The sequence below is a fragment of the Sphingopyxis chilensis genome (assembly GCF_035930445.1).
Lineage (GTDB): Bacteria > Pseudomonadota > Alphaproteobacteria > Sphingomonadales > Sphingomonadaceae > Sphingopyxis > Sphingopyxis chilensis.
On the sequence record NZ_CP142394.1, the window covers coordinates 2,705,282 to 2,723,834 of the forward strand.

The following is an 18,553-nucleotide window of genomic DNA, read 5'->3' on the forward strand; positions in this document are numbered from 1 at the left end:
TGCCGCACCGGTCGCTGGTAATTTTCACTCGGCGGGATCGGGCACGGCTTCGCCGTGCGGCTTTCCGTCGTCGCCCTTGCGGTAGGTCAGCAGGTTCGCCGAGAAGAAGCGGCCAAGACGCTTTTCGATGCTGTCGGCAAGGCTGAAACCGGCCGGGACGATCAGCAGCGTCAGCAGCGTCGACAGGATCAGCCCGCCGATCACGACCACGCCCATCGGCGCGCGCCATGCCCCGTCACCCGACAGCGAGATGGCAGTCGGGATCATGCCGGCGACCATCGCGACCGTGGTCATGACGATGGGCTGCGCGCGCTTGCGGCCCGCATCCATCAGCGCAGCGGTCTTGCCGATGCCCTTGTCCATCTCCTCGATCGCGAAATCGACAAGCAGGATCGAGTTTTTCGCAACGATACCGAGCAGCATCAGCAAACCGATGAACACGGGCATGGACACTTCCATGCCCGTGATGAGCAGGCCGAGCAGCCCGCCGAGCGGCGCGAGCAGCAAGGACGACATATTGACGAGCGGCGACAGGAAACGGCGATAGAGCAGCACCAGCGTCGCAAAGACCAGCAGAAGCCCCGACACGACCGCGACCATGAAGTTGGTCATCATCTCCGCCTGCCATTTGGCATCACCCTGAATGACCTTGCGGATGCCCTGAGGCATATTCTTGATCGAGGGCAGCGCATCGATCTTCTTTTGCGCGTCGCCCGTCACCAGCCCCGGCGCAAGATCCGCCCCGATCACGATCCGCCGCGTCTGGTTATAGCGGCGAAGCTCGGTCGGGCCCGCGCCAAAGCCGATCGTCGCGACCGATTTCAGCGGCACCGTCGTCCCGCGCGAGGTCGGCACCGGCAGATTCTCGATCGTCGCAAGCGCACGGCGCGAATCTTCGGACAGCAGCACGCGGATCGGGATCTGGCGGTCGGAGAGCGAGAATTTAGCGGCATTCTGGTCGATGTCGCCGATCGTCGCGATGCGGATCGTCTGGCTGAGCGCGGCGGTCGTCACGCCGAGTTCGGCGGCAAGGTCCATGCGCGGATTGACGATGATTTCGGGGCGCGGAATGTCGCCTTCGACCCGCGGCGCACGCAGTTCCTTGAGCCGGCTCATCTCGTCGACGATCTTGCGCGCATGGCGTTCGAGCGCCACCGGATCGTCGCCGCCGATGATGAAGGTGATGTCACGACCCGAAAAGCCGCCCGACTGGCTCTGGAACGACACGCGCGCGTCGGGGATCGCCGCCATCTTGGGCTGCAGGCCGCGTTCCCATTCGACGCTGGTGACGGGCCGGTCCTTCTTCAGCGTCAGGAACGCATTCCCGCCGCCGACATTGACGTCGTAGAAGGCGTTTTCGATCACCGGATCGTCGCGCAGGATCGCGTTGATCTGATCGGCGATCGTCTCGCTCTGCGCCAGCGTCGATCCCGGCGGCAATTCATAGCGGATCTGGCTGTAATCGCTGTTGGTCGTAGGCTGAAATTGCTGCGGCAGGATCATGAACAGCCCGATGCTCGACGCAAAGGCGAAGATGCCGATCCCGACGATCCATACGCGATGGTCGAACAGGCGCGCATAGGCGCGCTGAACGATATATTGGCTCCATAGCGCGTAAGGCCATTCATGCATCCCGAACAGCTTGCCACACAGCCAAGCGAGCAAACCGAAGCCGATTAAAGCTGCCATGATTGCAACCCAAGTCGTCACAGCAGCAGAAAAGGGCGTCAGCATCCCAACGAGCCAAAGGAGGGCGCAGAGCGCCGCAAAAGCACCGCCGACCCAAGCCAGGATTTTAGTGATCGTTGCTACGGCCGCTGGGTAAATCCATGCCGTAAGAGCGCCGAACAGGATCAAAGCCAAGCTCGTCAAGAGAAACGCCATGATCGCCGACAGCGGCGTCATCAACAGGAAGTGCAGCGCCGGGTTGGGCGCATCCTGTCCCGCGGGCACCGGCTGGAAATATTGGAAGGTCAGGGCGATCACGGCAACGCCCGCAATAATAAGGGGCGCGAGGAAAAAGATCGGCCGCGTGGCAAACGCGTCGTACCGCGCCTTCACCAGCCGCTGCTTCGAACTGTCGAGCGTGAAGGCGAGCAGCCTTTCATAACGGTCGATCCACGGCCCGTTGGCATGGTCTTGTTCGCCCTGCGCCGACAGGAAATAGGCCGCGATCATCGGCGTGATCATGCGCGCGACGGCGAGGCTCATCAGCACCGCGAAGACGACGGTCATGCCGAACTGGATGAAGAATTGCCCCGACACGCCGGGCATCAGCGCGACGGGCAGGAACACCGCGACGATCGACATCGTCGTCGCGACGACCGCCAGCCCGATCTCGTCAGCGGCGTCGATCGATGCCTGATAGGCCGTCTTGCCCATGCGCATGTGCCGGACGATATTCTCGATCTCGACGATCGCATCGTCGACGAGCACGCCGGCAACAAGGCTCAATGCGAGCAGCGACAGGCCGTTCAGCGAAAAGCCCATCATCTCCATGAACCAGAAGGTCGGGATCGCCGACAGCGGGATCGCGAGCGCGCTGATCAGCGTCGCACGCCAGTCGCGCAGGAACAGGAAGACGACGACGACGGCGAGCACCGCGCCCTCGATCATCGCGAGCATCGAGCTGCGATATTGTTCCTTGGTATATTCGGTGCGGGTGAAGAGAATCTTGAAGTCGACCTTGGGGTTGTTCTTCTTGATCTCTTCCAGCTTCTTCATCGTCTCGTCGTGGATCGTGACGTCCGAAGCACCCTTCGCCTTTTCGATCGAAAAGCTGAGCACCTGACGCCCCGCAATCTTCGCGAGGTTGCGCTGTTCGGCATAGCCGTCGGTGACCTTGGCGACATCGGCGAGGCGGATCGTGCGGCCATCGCCGATCGAAATGCGCGTCTCGCCCAGCTGGAACGCGCTGCCGGCGTTGCCGAGCACGCGCACCGCCTGTTCAGAGCCGGCGATTTCGGTGCGTCCGCCAGCGGCGTTGACGTTGACCTGCCGCAGCTGCTGGTTCACCTGGCTCGCGGTCAGGCCATAGCTTTGCATGCGCGCGGGATCGAGGATCACGCGGATCTCGCGGTCGACGCCGCCGGAGCGGCCGACCGTCGCCATGCCGGGAATCGAAAGCAGGTCCTTGGCGACCGTGTTGTCGACGAACCAGGACAACTGTTCGAGCGTCATGTCGGTCGCTTCGACGGCAAAATAGGTGATCGGGCCGCCTGCTGCATCGATGCGAACGACCTGCGGCTCGAGGATGCCGTCGGGAAGGTCGCCGCGGATCTGCTGAATCGCCTGATTCACGTCGTTATATGCGCGGTCGATCGGGGTGCCGATCGCGAACTGCACCATCGTCCGGCTGCTGCCCTCGCTGACATAGGAGGATAGTTCGTCGACGCCGCTGACCCCGCGCACCGCCGCCTCGACGCGCTGCGTGACCTGCGTTTCCAATTCGGTCGGCGCCGCGCCGGGTTGCGATACGACGACCTGCACCAGCGGGAATTCGACGTCCGGATTGTCGTTGACGTCCATCCGGTTGAAGCTGACGAGGCCCGCGAGCAACAGCAGCACGAACAGGACGATCGGCGGCACCGGATTGCGAATGCACCAAGCGGAAATGTTGCGGAAACTCATGACTCAGGCGCCCTTGTGCGAATGCGATGCCGTTGACCGGATTATTGCGACGATTTCTGCAGCACCGGCTTCACCGTGTCGCCGACGTTGAGGAACGCGCCGGCGAGGGTCACGACCCGTTCGTTGCCGGTGAGCCCCGACGCGATCGACACGCCGGCATCGCTGACCGTGCCGACCTTGACCGGCTTGCGCTCGATTTTGTTGCCCTTGCCGACGACCAGCACGAAATTGCCTTCGGGACCGCTCTGCACCGCGCTTTCGGGGAGCAGCGGCACTTCCGCCGTGCCCGCCACGAGCCGCGCGTCGGCGAAGCCGCCCGGACGCAGCACCGACGAATAAGGGACCGCGATGCGAACCAGGCCCTGGCGCGTATCCATGTCGACGATCGGCGATACCTGCCACACCTGCCCGGCGATCTCGGCGTCGGTGCCGACCGGGGTGACGGTCGCGCGCGTGCCCACCTTGACCCGCGCGAGATCGGCCTCGGCCATCTGCGCCAGCATTTCCATCTCGCCGCCTTTCGCCATGCGGAACAGCACCCCCGTGCCCGCGCCGACGATCTGGCCGGGCTCGACCTGCCGCGTCAGCACCAGCCCCGCTGCGGGCGCGACGATGTTGAGCCGGTTGTTGCGCGCGGTCGCTTCGCCATATTGCGCCTGCGCGACGCGAACCCGAGCGTTGGCGGCGTCGCGCGTCGCGCGCTTGCGATCCATGTCGGCCTTTGAAATGAAGCCGCGGCCGACAAGGGCCTGCGCGCGTTCGAGTTCGGCTTGCGCCAGATCGGCGTCGGCCTGCGCGACGCGGATCGAGGCCGCGAGGCTCGCCGCCTGCTGCGCCTGCACCGAGCGATCGATGACCGCGAGCGTCTGCCCCGCGCCGACCCACTGCCCGGGTTCGACGAGCACGCGGACGACCTGTCCGCCTTCGCCGGCGACCCCGACCGGCATTTCGCGGCGTGCCGCGATCGTGCCGTTGGCAGCGATCGCCGCCTCGACCGACACGCGGCCGGGAACGACAACGGTGATGTTCGGAACCGCCGCGGCTTCCCCGCCGCCGGCGTCGGCGCCGCCCTTGTTGCTCGAGAAGGCATAATAGGCAGCCGCCAGCGCCAGGACGATCAGCACGACCGCGACGATCAGTCGCGTGCGCTTGCGCCGGCTGTCATCGCCATCCTCATAAAAGCTTTGCGTGCCCGCCAGGCTGTCCATCGAATCCACTTTCCGCTCGTAGTTCACGCCGAAAACCCTCCCTGCCTTGCGCGGCAGCATCATGCGGAAGGCGCAAACGCGCCCGCCCCCTTCGACCCCGCACAACAGGATCAATCCTCTGCGAGGTGTATTACCTAATTAAATCACCACTGGCAAGAGGCGAAACTTCGCCATTCCCCCTGCGCCCCGGAGCGCGCGCCATAGACGCCTTATCCTGCGATTTCCAGTGGTTGCGGACATGAAAAAGGGCGGCCCACCTTGCGGTGGCCGCCCTTTTCTTTGGCCGTCCCGTCGGGACCGGCTATCGCCGTTCGGCGGTCAGCGCACGCGGCCGCGGCGCACGAGATTGACGATCCCGAGCAGGATCACGGCGCCGAGGAAGGCGGTGAGCAAGGTCATCGGATCGAAGGCGTCGCCGCGCAGATGGCCGCCGCCGAGGAAGCTGCCGAACAGGAAACGGCCAAGGATCGACCCGATGCAGCCGACGATGATGTTGAGGAAAATGCCCTGCTGGGCGTCGGTGCGCATCACGATGCTGGCAAGCCAGCCGATGATGCCGCCCATGATGATTGCAATAATCCAAGTCATAAGATCACCCCTACGATCGTGTTGGCGCCTGACCCTGCAGGCCTGTCATTGGTAACCCAAATATTTGAAATCGCCTAGCGGAATGGCGGCGGCGGTGCGCCGCCACGCCAGTCAGCGGACGCTGCCACGCCGTATCAGATTGATGATGCCGAGCAGCACCACCGCGCCGATGAAGGCCCAGAGCAGTCCGATTGGGCTGAAGGTGTCGAGGCTGGCGCCCATACCGAAAAAGCTGCCGAGAAAATTGCCGAGGAACGCGCCGACGATGCCGACGACGACGTTCAGGATGATGCCCTGCTGGGCGTCGGTGCGCATGACGATGCTCGCCAGCCAGCCGATGATGCCGCCGACGATCAATGTGATGATCAAACCCATGTTTTTTCCTTCCCTGAACCGGCCGGGCATGCGCCCAGGGCCGGCAATTATCGAAACGTCCGGTCGTGCCCGGACATCGCTTCAGCGATATCGGGACAATGCGGTCGGGGATGGAAAGGTTCCCGGCCGGCCCGTCTGGACCGGGCCGGGAAAAGGGGGATCGGTTCCTGATCGGGAACGTCTCCGGGTCGCGCTATGGCACTAAGCAGCCGCATTTGACGCTGGTGTGACGAAAGTCACGGCCGCGAAAATAATTGATGCGGGGGCAACGGGTCGACGGGGCCGTGGAGGGCGCGGGGCGCACTCCAAATACGGCGATGCCGGGCCCCGTGGCGCCGGGCCGGCCGGGCATGCGAAATGGGGGCCGACATCGCTGCCAACCCCCACTATCCGGTTTTGTCCTGCTGACTCCGTCCCGCTTCATCCCGGTCCGCTTCTCTCGCGATCAGCGGCCCGCAAAACGACGCGTCGCGGCGCCCGCCGGAACAATCCGGCGACGGTTTGGTCGGCCCCCTTTCGGGGGCCGGCCGCACCTGGAAAGCCCTTCATCATCTCTTCTTGCGTCCGCCGAAGCGGTCGCTGTCCAAGCGATGGACTGCATTTCCTGTACCCGATCGGGTCCGTATCAACTCGTGGGAATCGCTACGTTCCGTGATCAGGCTACCGGTCGATTTCCTCGTCAATCCGTCCGTTCTCTTCCGGCTAGTCTTGCAACTACCCTTGATGTCCCGGTGGTCCGACGTCTCTGTCGTCCGATGATTTGAAGCTGACATGAAGTGTTCGGGGCGCCAACAAAAAATGCGCGAAAAGCCGCTCGAAACCGCCCCCGGTTGTGGATAAGTCCGGCATTAGCAACAACCGGATTCGTTGCAGCATTTTTGTAACAGCGTTGCAGCATTTTCGGATTCGATCACGACCCATCCCGCCGCGCGAATCGCCCGACCGAAAGTCGAATCGATTCGGCTTTCGCGAAGTTCAGGCGCGCCCCAGATCGCCCTTGCCCACCGTTCCCGACGCCATTTCGAGCATCCGGTCGAGACTCTTGCGCGCGGCGAGGCGAAGTTCCTCGTCCATCTCGATCCGCGGCTGGAGGTCGCGCAGCGCGATGTAGAGTTTCTCCATCGTGTTGAGCGCCATATAGGGGCAGATGTTGCAGTTGCAGTTGCCGTCGGCGCCGGGCGCACCGATGAAGTTCTTCTCGGGCAGCGCCAGCTCCATCTGGTGGATGATGTGCGGCTCGGTCGCGACGATCAGCGTATCGCCGGGGAAGCTCTTCGCGAACTGCAATATTCCGCTGGTCGAGCCGACATAGTCGGCATGGTCGACGATGTGCGGGGGGCATTCGGGGTGCGCCGCGACCGGGGCGCCCGGATGCTGGGTCTTCAATTTGATCAGCTCGGTTTCGCTGAACGCCTCGTGGACGATGCAAACGCCGGGCCACAGCAGCATGTCGCGCCCGAACTTGCGATTGAGATAGCCGCCGAGGTGGCGGTCGGGACCGAAGATGATCTTCTGGCTCTCGGGGATCTGGCTGATGATCGTCTCGGCGCTCGACGAGGTGACGATGATGTCGCTCAGCGCCTTCACCGCCGCCGAGCAGTTGATGTAGGTCAGCGCGATATGGTCCGGATGCGCCTCGCGGAAACGCTTGAACTGTTCGGGTGGACAACTGTCCTCGAGGCTGCACCCCGCGTCCATGTCGGGAAGGATCACGGTCTTTTCCGGCGACAAAATCTTTGCCGTCTCGGCCATGAACTTCACGCCGCAGAATGCGATCACCTCGGCATCGGTCTCCGCCGCCTTGCGTGACAACTCGAGCGAATCGCCGACGAAATCGGCCAAGTCCTGAATCTCGGGCTTCTGGTAATAATGCGCGAGGATGACGGCGTTGCGCTCCTTGCGGAGGCGGTCGATTTCGGCGCGCAGGTCGAGGCCCGAGAGATTCTCGCGGATGGGAGCAGTCATGGCGTTATCCTTATATGGCTTGGCCGTGGCGCCCCCCTACACGCTGCCCCGCGGCAGGGCAATTCGTCGCATCAGCCGGCGAGGCGCGCCGCGAGCGCGATGACGGGCGGCGTCATCGACAGCATATAGATGGTGAGACGGACCGCGATGACAATCACCGCGACCGCCTTTGTCGCCGAATGGACGCGGCCGAGCGTCCGCCGATCATAGAGCGCGACAATGCCGACGACGGCAAGCTGGATCAGGCCGATCGGGATGTCGAACCAGCCGATCATCAGCGGCATTGGCAATATGCGGCCCAGCGCGGGTTCAAGGATCACGATCGTCGCGCCGATCATCAGCCGCCGGTGCCAGTCGGTCGCGCGCCGCCGCCGGATCGCCCACGCAACCATCGCGCCGAACACCAGCGATTCGGTCACCGTCAGCGCGAGGAAATGAGCCGGTGTGAAAAAGGGCGGGAAACGGTCCAGGATCAGCGAAGCGACACCGGTGAAGATGCCAAGGGCGGTGATAAAGATAGCGAGCAGCCCGCCGACACGCCCGAGCTGGCGGTGCCGCGCCAGATTATCGCGCGAGACGAAGGCCGACTGGGCGATCAGCAGCGCCAGCCATGCCAGCATCGCGACACCATGGGCATGCACCCAAAAGGGCGCCGCGACCGGATCGACGAAGCCTCTCAGCGCAAACTGGAGGAACCCGAAAACGATGAAGACCGCGAGGCCGATCGCCATGCGGTGCCAGAAAAGCTCAACGCGAGCGCCGCCGCCTGCACTTGTAGCCATGCCCATTCCCCCTTCCCGACCCGGCGGAAAGATAGCGTAGCGGCAAAAGCGCGAAAAGCCCGGTTTTTACCCAGCCGGCGCGCCCGCAAAGCGTGCGGTCACCTTTGCGTCGATCCCTGCGGCTTTCAATGGCATGGCAAAGCTTTGCTCGATCGCCGTGCGCGCGGCGCCCTGGGCAAGGCGCATCGGTGTCGTGCCCTTGGCCTGCTTGATCAGCTCCTCCTGCGCGCGCTTGCGATTGGCGGCGTCGAGCGTCTGCTCGGCATCGGTCAGCGTCAGCAATATCTCGCCGTCGCGATATTCGCTGATCGCATCGATATCGATCTCCGGCCCCGCGAGCCGCAACGGCGGCAGGGTGACGGTGAGCGCGTTCGCCGCTGCGTCCCAGTCGAGGTCCGACTGCTTGAGCTTGCCGAGGTCGAGTTCGTAGCGGACCGTGCCGGGCATGATCAGCGTCTTCTTCGCGCTCAGCCCGAGCCGGCTCTGTGTCGATGTCACCACCGCGACATAGCGCGCGGTGAAGGGCACCAGTATATTCTGCTCCTGGAGTCCTTGCAGGCTCGCGGCGACGACGGTTTCGGGATCATAGCCGCGCTGCCAGTCCTGCCACGCGCGCCAGCCGAAGAACAGCGCGAGCGCCAGTATTGCGACGAGCGCGGCACGAAATGGCCCCTTGCTCATGCCACGAGCCTCCAGCTTTCGGCATCGCGCGCAACGCGGCCGCGATTTTCGAGATCGATCAGATGCGCGAGGACCGATCGTCCGGCGGCACCGGTCAGCCGCGGGTCGAGCCCCTTGTACATATGTTTCACCATCTCGGGGATGACGCGTGTGCCCTTTTCGAGTTCCCGCAAAATCTGCCGCTCGCGCTGCTTGCGGTGGCCGAGCATCCCGCGCACCAGCTGCCGCGGCCTGGTCACTGCGGGACCATGCGCGGGGTAATAGACACGGTCGCCCCGGTCATAGAGCTTCGACAGGCTCGCCATATAGGCCGCCATGTCGCCGTCGGGGGGGCTGACGACGCTGGTCGACCACGCCATGACATGGTCGCCGGTGAACAGCGCCCCTGTCTCGAGGAGCGCAAAGCAGAGATGGTTCGACGTATGCCCCGGCGTCGCCACCGCCTCGATCGTCCAGCCGCCCCCCGAAAGGCGCTCACCGTCGGCTAGAATGCGATCGGGCGCATAATCAGCGTCGAATGCCGAATCCGCGCGCGGACCATCGTCCGAGAGCGCCAGCGGCGCGCAACCGATGATCGGCGCCCCGGTCGCCTCCTTCAGCGGCGCCGCGGCGGGACTGTGATCGCGGTGGGTGTGCGTGCAAAGGATCGCAGCGACGCGCTGTCCCTCGACGGCGCGCAGGATCGCATCGACGTGCCCCGCGCCATGGATGTCGGCGGGATCGCCGATGCTGAGCCCCGATCCGGTCGGGCCGGGATCGATCACCGCGACATCGCTGCCCGCGCCGACGATCCATGTCTGGGTGCCGGTGAAAGTATAGGGTGACGGGTTCGGCGCGAGCACGCGGCGCACCAGCGGCTCATGCTGTTCGCACTCGCCGGCGCGGATGCTGTCGGGCCAGGGCTTTTCTTCGCTCATGCCCTTCATGTGGCATCGCACGCCGCGAAGGAAAAGGGATGCACGTCAAAAAGAGGACGTGAAAAGGGAGCGACATGGGTCCCTCCCTTTCCCGCCCCTGCCGCCGGCCCCACCGGGGAGCAAAGACCGGCGGCGAAGTCGATGGGGTCAGTGGCCCGATTTCTCGATGTCGGCGATCGCCTTTTCGATATCGGAAGCGACCTTGGCGCGTATGTCTTCGGACATGCTGTGCGACCATTTGCTTTCGGCGAAGGACGCCCGCGCCTTCTTGAGCGCCGAGAGGCGTGCCGCCCGACTGTCCGCCGTATCGCTGCACGAGAACATATAGACGCTGCTGCGTCGGTTGCCGTCGGCCTCTTCGCGTTTGACGATCGGCGCCGCCTGCTTGCCGTCACCGCACTTGCCGATGAACCGGGCCTTGCCGTCCGTTGTCCACGTGGCATGAGGCATCGGGGGCAAGGGGGGCAGCGGCGGTATCGGTGCCATGACGGTGCGGATGCGCTCGGTGCGCTTCGCCTCCAGCCTGTCGGCGATCGCCTCGGCGCGCTTGCCGGAAATGCCCTGTTCCTTGAGCGTCGCGAGGACATCATCGCGCGAGAGGCTGCCGGGCGTGCGGATTTCGATGCGGCGCGCCTCGTCTTTGCCGTCGATGCGCGCGGACACCGTCGCAGGCGCCTTTTTGCCATCTTCGCGGATCACGATGCGATGCACTTCGCGCTTCTTGCCGCCCTCATCGGCCGTGACATCGTCGCTATGCTCGGTGAAGACCATCACGCCCGGCGCATCGGGCGCGACGGGCGGCAGCGGCGCTTCGGGCGGAGCGGGCGGTGCCGGCACGTCGGCGGTCTGCGCCTTCGCCACAACGATCCCGGCGGGAACGAGCGTCGCGGTGGTTGCGAGCACGGCCAGCGTCGCGCCGCCGACCAGCAGGCGTCCGACAAGTCCGCGCTTTTTGGAAACATCCTGCCTCGTCAACATCGTCAACCTCTCCTGCAGATTGTCATGCACCGCCATCGGCGCGGCAAGGGACAGGCGCGGGCCGACCGCCGCCTTGACGATCGCGGTCGCATAGCTCGCCGCCCGGTCGCGCTGCCCCTCCCGATCAGTCCCCGCCTGATCGACCATCCTCAGGACGCGCGCGTCGCAAGCGGCCTCCTGGTCGAAACGAAAGGCGCGGATCGCACGCCAGGCGAACGGATTGAACCATTGGGCGGCGAGCAGCACGAGCGCCGCGCTATTCGCCCACAGGTCGCCGTGGCGATGGTGCGACAGTTCGTGATCGATCGCCAGCGCCCGCTCGTCGGCGACATAGCGAGCAAAGAAATCGTGCGGTACCGCGACATGGCGATGCCACAAGCCGAAGGCGACCGGGCCATCGACGGCATCGGACATCACCAGCCGGATGGTCCCGATCGGTTCGAGTTGAACCGCGCCGCGCAGCACGTCGCGCCGAAAGCGGCGGTGCGACACCATCGCCGCCGCCAGCACGGCGGCCATCCCCGCCGCCCAGGCGAAGAAGATGACCGGCGTCAGGTCGGCAAGCGACCAAAGCGGTTCGGCAACCGGGCCGGACGCCGCGACCGGTAGCCCGACCTGCACCGTCACCGCTTCCCCAGCCGCAGGCGCGGGCGTCACGATCACCGGATCGGCGAAAGGAAGGGGAGGCAGCACCAGCCGCAGCGCGGGCACCGCCCACAACGCATAGGTCAGCCGTGGACCGAACAGCCGCGCGAAGGGTTTGCGGACGATCAGGATCAGGAGGACGAGAGCCGCCGTGGTGATCAGCGTGTCGCCCCACGCCTCGATCAGCATAGCGGCGCTCATGACTTGAGCTTCTTCAGGAGCGCCTCGATTTCGGCGATATCGGTGTCAGTCAGCGCCTCGCGGTCGGCGAGATGCGCGATCAGCGGGCCGACGCGGCCGCCGAACAGGCGATCGACGAAACGCTGCGATTCCTCGCCGACGGCATCGGCGCGTTCGATCGCGGGACTGTAAAGATAACGGCGCCCATCGGCCTCGGCGGTGACGGCGCCCTTCTGGACCAACCGCGCGAGCAAGGTTTTCACCGTCGCCTGCGTCCAGCCGTTGATGGCGCCGATGCGCCGGGTCAGGTCGGCGGCGGTCTGCGGGGCTTTGTCCCACAGCGCCGCCAGCACCTGCATTTCCGACTCGCTTGCTCGTTCTGCCATGCGGACCCCTCCCATTGGCACCATCGATCTGATGCGACTACAAATGTAGTCAATGGGCTGAACGCTTGCTGAACGAACATGGGCCCGGGCATATGTCGGGATTTTTTACACGCCGAGACGCCGGTAAGGAATCGCTAACCAGCGCCTCCCGCCAGAATCCGCGAAGGCCGTAAATTGGCACGGCAATTGTATAGTATCAGATGTTCCCGAGTGTTCCGCTCAATGGAGCGGTGGGGGGCATCAGTCTGGTCCCTGATGTCCCCTGCCCCCACCCGGGAAAACCCCACTTGCCCCCGATGCAGACGGGGGGCGGAGTGGCCGAAAGGCCCCGCCCCCCGGAAGCTTTCAACCTTCCGAAATTTCCGGCGTGCCGAAAAGCGCAGCGAGATTCGCGCGCTGCGCGGAAAGGTCGGCGAGGCTGTAACCGTCGAGCACCTTCAAGAACGCCGTCAATGCCTCGGCGAGCGCGCCCGTCAGCCCGCATGCGGGCGCGATGATGCAACTACCGCAATCGACGAGGTCGAAGCCCTCCTCGGTATGGCGCACCACCGCGCCGACATTGATCTCGGCCGCGGGCCGTGCCAGCCGGATACCGCCGAAACGTCCGCGGACGCTTTCGAGATAGCCCGCATTCACCAAGTCGTTGACGACCTTCATCAGATGGTTCTGCGAAATGCCGTAGGTACGCGAAATCTCGGAGATCTGGCTCAGCCGCTCCTTGTCCTGCGCCCCCACATAAAGAAGCACGCGCATCGCGTAGTCGGTGTAGCGCGTGAGGCGCATCGCAATCCTTCCAATCGGCTCGGGCCGTATAATATGTATTTTTGTTGCATGTTTCAAATCTTGTGAATACATGCGCATCAAATACATGATTATAGTGAGTCACGAGCGACATGGATCAGATCGAAGAGGCCGCGCTCGCGCGCCTGATTCCCGCCTTCTACGACCGCGTTCGTGCGGACCCCCATATCGGCCCGCTGTTCGATGACGCGGTCGACCACTGGCCCGCGCACCTCGAAAAACTCATTGCCTTCTGGTCGTCGGTGATGCTGACGACCGGCCGCTACAAGGGCAGCCCGGTCACCGCGCATCTGAAACACAAGGCCCGAATCACTCCCGCGATGTTCGATCGCTGGCTGGTGATCTGGTCCGCGACGACCGACGAGCTGATGCCGCCCGACGCCGCGGTCGCCCTGCAAGCCAAGGCCGCGCGCATCGCCGAAAGCCTTCGGCTCGCGCTCTTCTTCCGCCTCGACGACCCCGGCCGCGGGCGGCCTGAGGCCTCCCTCCACTCATCGATAAAAGGATAAGCTATGCGCACCGTCTCGGCCCAAGCCATGGAAATCGTAAAAGCGTCCGCCCCCGCGCTCGAAAAGCACGGCCTTGCGATCACGACGGCGATGTACGCCCGGCTGTTCGAGAACAAGGATATCGAAGCGATGTTCGACCGCGCCGCGCAGGCGAGTGGCGAGCAGCCGAAGCGCCTCGCCGCCGCGATCCTCGCCTATGCGAAGAATATCGACAAGCTCCAGAACCTTGGTCCAGCCGTGTCGCGCATGGTGAGCCGCCATATCGAAACCGGTGTAAAGGCGGAGCATTACCCCCACGTCGCAAATGCCCTGTTGCCCGCGATCCGCGACGTGCTGGGCGAAGAGGTGGCGACTGATGAAGTGCTCGCGGCATGGGGCGCGGCCTATTGGATGCTCGCCGACATCCTGATCGCCACCGAGGCGCAGGCGTATGAGGATGCCGAGGCGGCCTGAACGGGAGGTTTCGACGTGAGGTTGCCGATAGAGATGTGTGCCCCGGCGAAAGCCGGGGTCCCGAAAGCTCGCACTAACCTGGGATATTTCCGCACTGGGCCCCGGCTTTCGCCGGGGTGCACGACCGGCCGATAACCACCCCAAAGCGAAAAAAGCCCGCCGGAGCCTGAGCGCGGCGGGCTTTTGCCACCCCTCAGTGCGGCCTTACTCGGCGCGCGTCGGAACCCCGGTCATCAGCGTGTGAAGCTCGCCCGCTTCCCACATTTCCATCATGATGTCGCTCCCGCCGACGAATTCGCCCTTCACATAGAGTTGGGGGATCGTCGGCCAGTCCGAAAACTCCTTGACGCCCTGACGGACCTCCATGTCCTGAAGCACGTCGACGGTCTCATATTCGACGCCAAGCCGGTCGAGCATCGCGATCGCACGCGAGGAAAAACCGCATTGCGGAAACAGCGGCGTGCCCTTCATGAACAGCAGCACGGGGTTGTCGGCGACCAGCTTGGCGATGCGGTCGTGGGTGGCAGGGTCGGTCATTCTAAGTCTCCGGGCCGGCGCGCCATCGCGCAGGCAAAATATCTGCTCCCTATGAAGGGATGGCAGTCGTCAATTGCAAGGCATGAAGTTCGCCGCCCATGCGTCCGCCCAAGGCGGCATAGACCGCCTTGTGCTGCGCGACGCGGGTCATTCCCTGAAAGTATGCGCTGATCACATGCGCCGCATAATGGTCGTTGTCGCCGGCGAGGTCGGTAATCGTTACCTCGGCGTCGGGGAAGGCCGCGACGATCATCGCCCGCAAATCATCCTCGCGCATGCCCATCGGGATAGCCTCAGTTCTGGCTGTCGATGAACTGGCGGCGCGCTTCGGCGGTCTTGTCATTCAGGACCGCGCGAATTTCGGCGTCGCTGATCTCGACGCTTGCCGCGGTCAGGTCGCCCGCCAACTTGCGGATGACATCCTCATCGCCCGCTTCCTCGAAATCGGCCTGGACGACCGCCTTGGCATAGGCGTCGGTTTCCTCGGGGGTCAGCCCCATGCGTTCGGCGGCCCATTCGCCGACAAGCCGGTTACGCCGCGCCGTAATTCTGAACTGCACCTCCTGGTCGCGTGCGAATTGCGTCTCGAATGCCCGTTCACGATCGTCGAATGCGCTCATCATGTCCTCGCCGGTTAAACCTAGCCTTGCAGATAGGTGGCCCGCCCCGGCGACGCAAGCCGCCTGTGCGGCAGATCACTTCCCTTTCGCTTGCGAAGGGTTTAGGGTTTGGCCCCAAGGGAATGGGTCGTACCGCAGCAACGAAGACTGCGCCTTGCCGGCATCGCATCGGCACGGCGCCTTCATGCTTGTGCTTGGGGGATTGGTGATGACTCGACGTTCGCAATTCGTGCCGGTTCTGGCTGCCTTGGCCTTGACCGCGCCCGGAATCGCGCGGGCGCAGGAAGGCGACCCGACACTCCGCGACAGTTTTGCCATCGGCGAGCAGGGCGGTTCGCTGTGCGCGGTGCAAGCCACCGTGCATGACCGCGTGATCGAGGGCATGTTCGACCGCGCCTGGACGATCATCTGCCGCGATGCCAGCCAGCCCGTCGGCACCGTGCGAGTGCTGCGCGCGGGCGCCGACGAAGCGCGCGCGCGGATCGAACGCGCGCGCGCCGGCACGATCGCCTGCGCGACCGACGGCGCCTGCACGGTCCGGGGCAGCGATGTCGCCTGGACGACCCGGATCGAAGCCGACGGCGCAACGAGCTACAGCGTCGAAGGTTTCGCCGCCTACGGCGACGCGCTGCGGATCGCGCTCGAATCGGTGCGCGAGCACCGGGTAATCCCCGGCGTGATCAAGGTCGCGACGATATCGGTCGGCGACAATGACGGCTTCGCGCGCACGCTCGCCGGGGCGATCGACGTCGACAAGGCGTTGGCCGAGGGATATCGCCGCAACCATAGCGGCGACTATGCCGAGGCCGCCGAATTTTTCGAGGCGCTGTCGCGCCGCGCGCTCGACGAACAGGCGGCGGCCGGCATCGACCCGAGCGAATTTACGTTGAATCGCGCGCTGCAACGCTCGAACCTCGGCGAATTCGCCGAAGCCGAACGCTTGTTCGCCGAGGTCGAAGCCATCCCGACGAGCGATCCGGTCCAGCTGCGCCTGCGCCGCAATTTCCGCGCGATCAACGCGCTCAACCAGCGCGATTATGATCGCGCGGCAGCGCTGCTCCAGGCGCCGCTCGCCCCGCTGGCCACCGGCGTTACGATTACGGGCGACGCAGTGACGCTGACCCCCGAAATCGTCGCCGGGGTCAACAGCGGCGACAATGCCCGCGTCCTGCGCCAGGCGAACGACCGTGAGCGGCTGACTCCGATCGAGCGCGCGCAGATTATCGACGCGCAGGCGGTCCACCTGCTCGGCACCGTCCAACGGCTCCGCGGCGATGCCGAGGCGGCGAAAGCCGCGCAGTTGAAAGGGCTCGGTGACGCGCTTGCCGTGCGTCAGGGCCGCGTAACGTCCATCATCCGGCTGCGTTCACAGATGCTGGGCGAACTCGCCCTGGCCGAGGAAGCGGTCGGTGACATCGGCAGCGCCGACGCGCGCTTCGTCGAATCGGTCGACCTGCTCGCGGCCGAATATCCCGAAACCACCGCGCTCGCTTCGGCACGCGCACGCTATGCCGCCTTTCTCACCCGCCATGCGCAGGAAGACAAGGCGATCGGCATCTATCGCGAGGTCGTCGCCGCGCTCGCCAACTCGGAGCGTTCGACCGCGGGAATGGCGAACGTCATGGCGCCCTATTACCGGTTGCTGGCGAACCGCGCGGCGACGGATCCGGCCGCGACCGGCGAATTCTTCGTCGCCAGCCAGCTTCAGATTCGTCCCGGTGTGGCCGATACGCAGGCGGTGCTGGCGCGCGAATTGTCCAGCGGCAGCGACGACGGGGCGCGGCTGTTCCGCCAGGCGACGACGCTGAACCGCGACATCGAGCGCGCGCGGATCGAGGACGCCCGCCTCGCCCAGCTTCCCGCTTCGCCCGAAGTCAACGCCTTGCGCGCCGACGTCAGGACCCAGCTCGACAATCTGGCGTTCCAGCAGTCCGAAACGCTTGTCCAGCTGGCGGCCTTTCCGCAATATCGCGTCGTCGCGTCCGGCAAACTCGAGCTGCCCGAATTGCAGCAGGTGCTGCGGCCCGGCGAAGCCTATCTGAAAATGCTCGTCGTTGGCGAAGGCGTCTATGCGACGCTGATCGAACGGGACGGGGCGCAGCTCTGGAAATCGGACATCGGCGCGTCGGATCTCGAACGGGCGGTCGATACGATCCGCTCGACGATCTCGATCGTCGAAAATGGCCGACGCGTCACCTATCCCTTCGACGCCGCGACCGCCTACAAGCTTTACGGCCAGCTCTTCGGCCCGGTTGCTGCGAAGCTCGCGGCGGTGCCGCATCTGATCTTCGAACCCGACGGCGCAATGCTGCGCCTGCCGATCAATCTGCTCATCACCGCCGACACGGGGCTCACCGATTATGAACGACGGCTGCTCGACCCCGGCGCGGACCCGTTCGACATGCGCCAGATCGCATGGCTCGGCCGCACGACCCGCCCGAGCACCGCGGTATCCACGCTCGGCTTTCGCAACGCGCGCCAGGCTCCGCCGTCGAAGGCAAGCAACCAATATTTCGGACTCGGCGAGAATCTGCCGGTGGCGGGCCTCCTGCCATCCACCGGCACCCGCGGCGCGGCTAGCGGCAGCGCCGACGCCGACTGCCTGTGGGACGTCGCGCAATGGGGCCGCCCGATCTCGGCCGACGAACTGGTCACGGCGCGCGACGCCGTGGGCCGCGCGGCCGGAACCCTGCTCACCGGGGGCGCCTTCACCGACACGGCGGTCAAGAACCGCGCCGACCTTGCCGACTATCGCATCATCCATTTCGCGACGCACGGCCTCGTCACCGCGCCGCGCCCGGCCTGCCCTGCGCGCCCGGCGCTCGTCACCTCGTTCGGCGGCGGGGATTCGGACGGCCTCCTTACCTTCCAGGAAATCTTCGACCTCCGGATCGACGCCGACCTCGTCATCCTGTCGGCCTGCGACACCGCCGGCGCGGCGAGCGTCGCGGCGACGCGCGAGGCGGGACTTTCGGGCGGCGGCAGCGCGCTCGACGGGCTCGTGCGCAGCTTCATCGGCGCAGGCGGCCGCACGGTGATCGCCAGCCACTGGCCCGCGCCCGACGATTTCGACGCGACGCAGCGGCTGATCGGCGGCCTGTTCGCGGCCGACGAAGGGACGAGCATCGCCGATGCGCTGTGGGCAACCCAAATGCGGCTGATGAACGACCAGCAGACGTCGCATCCCTATTATTGGTCGGGCTTCGCGATCATCGGCGACGGCGGCCAGCCGCTGCTCCACAACGGCGCGGCGACCGCGCAAAAGGGAAAGGCCGCCGGCCGCGCCGCCCGCTGATCC

General features: G+C 65.1%; 17 protein-coding genes. 3 read left to right on the plus strand and 14 right to left on the minus strand.

Annotated elements, in window-relative coordinates; genetic code table 11:
• Positions 1–24: 24 nt before the first annotated feature.
• The 11 genes from VSX79_RS12625 to VSX79_RS12675 all read right to left on the minus strand — a co-directional run bounded on the left by VSX79_RS12625 (position 25) and on the right by VSX79_RS12675 (position 13,118).
• Positions 25–3,630: an efflux RND transporter permease subunit gene (locus tag VSX79_RS12625; RefSeq protein ID WP_326913521.1), complete on the minus strand. Its 3,606-nt coding sequence runs from the start codon at positions 3,628–3,630 to the stop codon at positions 25–27.
• Positions 3,631–3,671: 41 nt separating this feature from the next.
• Positions 3,672–4,838, minus strand: a complete 1,167-nt coding sequence (locus VSX79_RS12630) for an efflux RND transporter periplasmic adaptor subunit (RefSeq protein WP_326913522.1) — start codon at positions 4,836–4,838, stop codon at positions 3,672–3,674.
• A 318-nt stretch (positions 4,839–5,156) separates the two neighbouring features.
• Entirely contained in the window at positions 5,157–5,426 is a 270-nt protein-coding gene (locus tag VSX79_RS12635; RefSeq protein WP_179494935.1) for a GlsB/YeaQ/YmgE family stress response membrane protein, read from the minus strand.
• Positions 5,427–5,537: 111 nt separating this feature from the next.
• Complete coding sequence (locus VSX79_RS12640) at positions 5,538–5,801, minus strand: GlsB/YeaQ/YmgE family stress response membrane protein (RefSeq protein ID WP_039572182.1); 264 nt, start codon at positions 5,799–5,801, stop codon at positions 5,538–5,540.
• A gap of 975 nt (positions 5,802–6,776) precedes the next feature.
• Positions 6,777–7,766 (minus strand): quinolinate synthase NadA, encoded by a 990-nt coding sequence (nadA, locus tag VSX79_RS12645; protein ID WP_179494931.1) that lies wholly within the window; start codon positions 7,764–7,766, stop codon positions 6,777–6,779.
• A gap of 71 nt (positions 7,767–7,837) precedes the next feature.
• Positions 7,838–8,548, minus strand: a complete 711-nt coding sequence (locus VSX79_RS12650) for an adenylate cyclase (RefSeq protein WP_326913523.1) — start codon at positions 8,546–8,548, stop codon at positions 7,838–7,840.
• Positions 8,549–8,614: 66 nt separating this feature from the next.
• Positions 8,615–9,229, minus strand: coding sequence for a DUF4230 domain-containing protein (locus tag VSX79_RS12655; protein ID WP_326913524.1), 615 nt, complete (start codon positions 9,227–9,229; stop codon positions 8,615–8,617).
• Positions 9,226–10,146 (minus strand): MBL fold metallo-hydrolase, encoded by a 921-nt coding sequence (locus tag VSX79_RS12660; protein ID WP_179494925.1) that lies wholly within the window; start codon positions 10,144–10,146, stop codon positions 9,226–9,228. The genes VSX79_RS12655 and VSX79_RS12660 overlap by 4 nt, the downstream gene beginning before the upstream one ends.
• 147 nt (positions 10,147–10,293) lie before the next feature.
• A complete protein-coding gene (locus tag VSX79_RS12665) occupies positions 10,294–11,970 on the minus strand; it encodes a M56 family metallopeptidase (RefSeq protein ID WP_326913525.1) in 1,677 nt (558 codons plus the stop codon).
• The gene (locus VSX79_RS12670; protein WP_179494922.1) at positions 11,967–12,335 is read right to left on the minus strand and encodes a BlaI/MecI/CopY family transcriptional regulator; all 369 of its coding nucleotides are present in this window, start codon (positions 12,333–12,335) and stop codon (positions 11,967–11,969) included. The genes VSX79_RS12665 and VSX79_RS12670 overlap by 4 nt, the downstream gene beginning before the upstream one ends.
• A gap of 345 nt (positions 12,336–12,680) precedes the next feature.
• Positions 12,681–13,118 carry an Rrf2 family transcriptional regulator gene (locus tag VSX79_RS12675; RefSeq protein ID WP_179494920.1) on the minus strand — a complete coding sequence of 146 codons (438 nt, stop codon included), beginning with the start codon at positions 13,116–13,118 and terminating at the stop codon, positions 12,681–12,683.
• 110 nt (positions 13,119–13,228) lie between these two features.
• Here VSX79_RS12675 and VSX79_RS12680 point away from each other — a divergent pair, with 110 nt between their 5' ends.
• Both VSX79_RS12680 and VSX79_RS12685 read left to right on the plus strand, forming a co-directional pair.
• A complete protein-coding gene (locus tag VSX79_RS12680; protein WP_326913526.1) occupies positions 13,229–13,645 on the plus strand; it encodes a group III truncated hemoglobin in 417 nt (138 codons plus the stop codon).
• A 3-nt stretch (positions 13,646–13,648) separates the two neighbouring features.
• Positions 13,649–14,098, plus strand: coding sequence for a globin domain-containing protein (locus VSX79_RS12685; RefSeq protein WP_179494917.1), 450 nt, complete (start codon positions 13,649–13,651; stop codon positions 14,096–14,098).
• Between the two features lie 204 nt (positions 14,099–14,302).
• On the opposite strand, the gene grxD is transcribed toward VSX79_RS12685, so the two are convergent.
• From grxD to VSX79_RS12700, 3 genes are read right to left on the minus strand one after another with little or no spacing between them, the layout of a single operon-like run.
• Positions 14,303–14,635 carry a Grx4 family monothiol glutaredoxin gene (gene grxD / locus VSX79_RS12690; RefSeq protein ID WP_179494915.1) on the minus strand — a complete coding sequence of 111 codons (333 nt, stop codon included), beginning with the start codon at positions 14,633–14,635 and terminating at the stop codon, positions 14,303–14,305.
• Positions 14,636–14,684: 49 nt separating this feature from the next.
• The gene (locus VSX79_RS12695) at positions 14,685–14,918 is read right to left on the minus strand and encodes a BolA family protein (protein WP_179494913.1); all 234 of its coding nucleotides are present in this window, start codon (positions 14,916–14,918) and stop codon (positions 14,685–14,687) included.
• Between the two features lie 10 nt (positions 14,919–14,928).
• Positions 14,929–15,255, minus strand: coding sequence for a DUF1476 domain-containing protein (locus VSX79_RS12700; RefSeq protein ID WP_179497249.1), 327 nt, complete (start codon positions 15,253–15,255; stop codon positions 14,929–14,931).
• 208 nt (positions 15,256–15,463) lie between these two features.
• Between VSX79_RS12700 and VSX79_RS12705 the strand changes: the two genes are divergently transcribed.
• Positions 15,464–18,550 (plus strand): CHAT domain-containing protein, encoded by a 3,087-nt coding sequence (locus VSX79_RS12705; RefSeq protein ID WP_326913527.1) that lies wholly within the window; start codon positions 15,464–15,466, stop codon positions 18,548–18,550.
• Positions 18,551–18,553 lie beyond the last annotated feature (3 nt).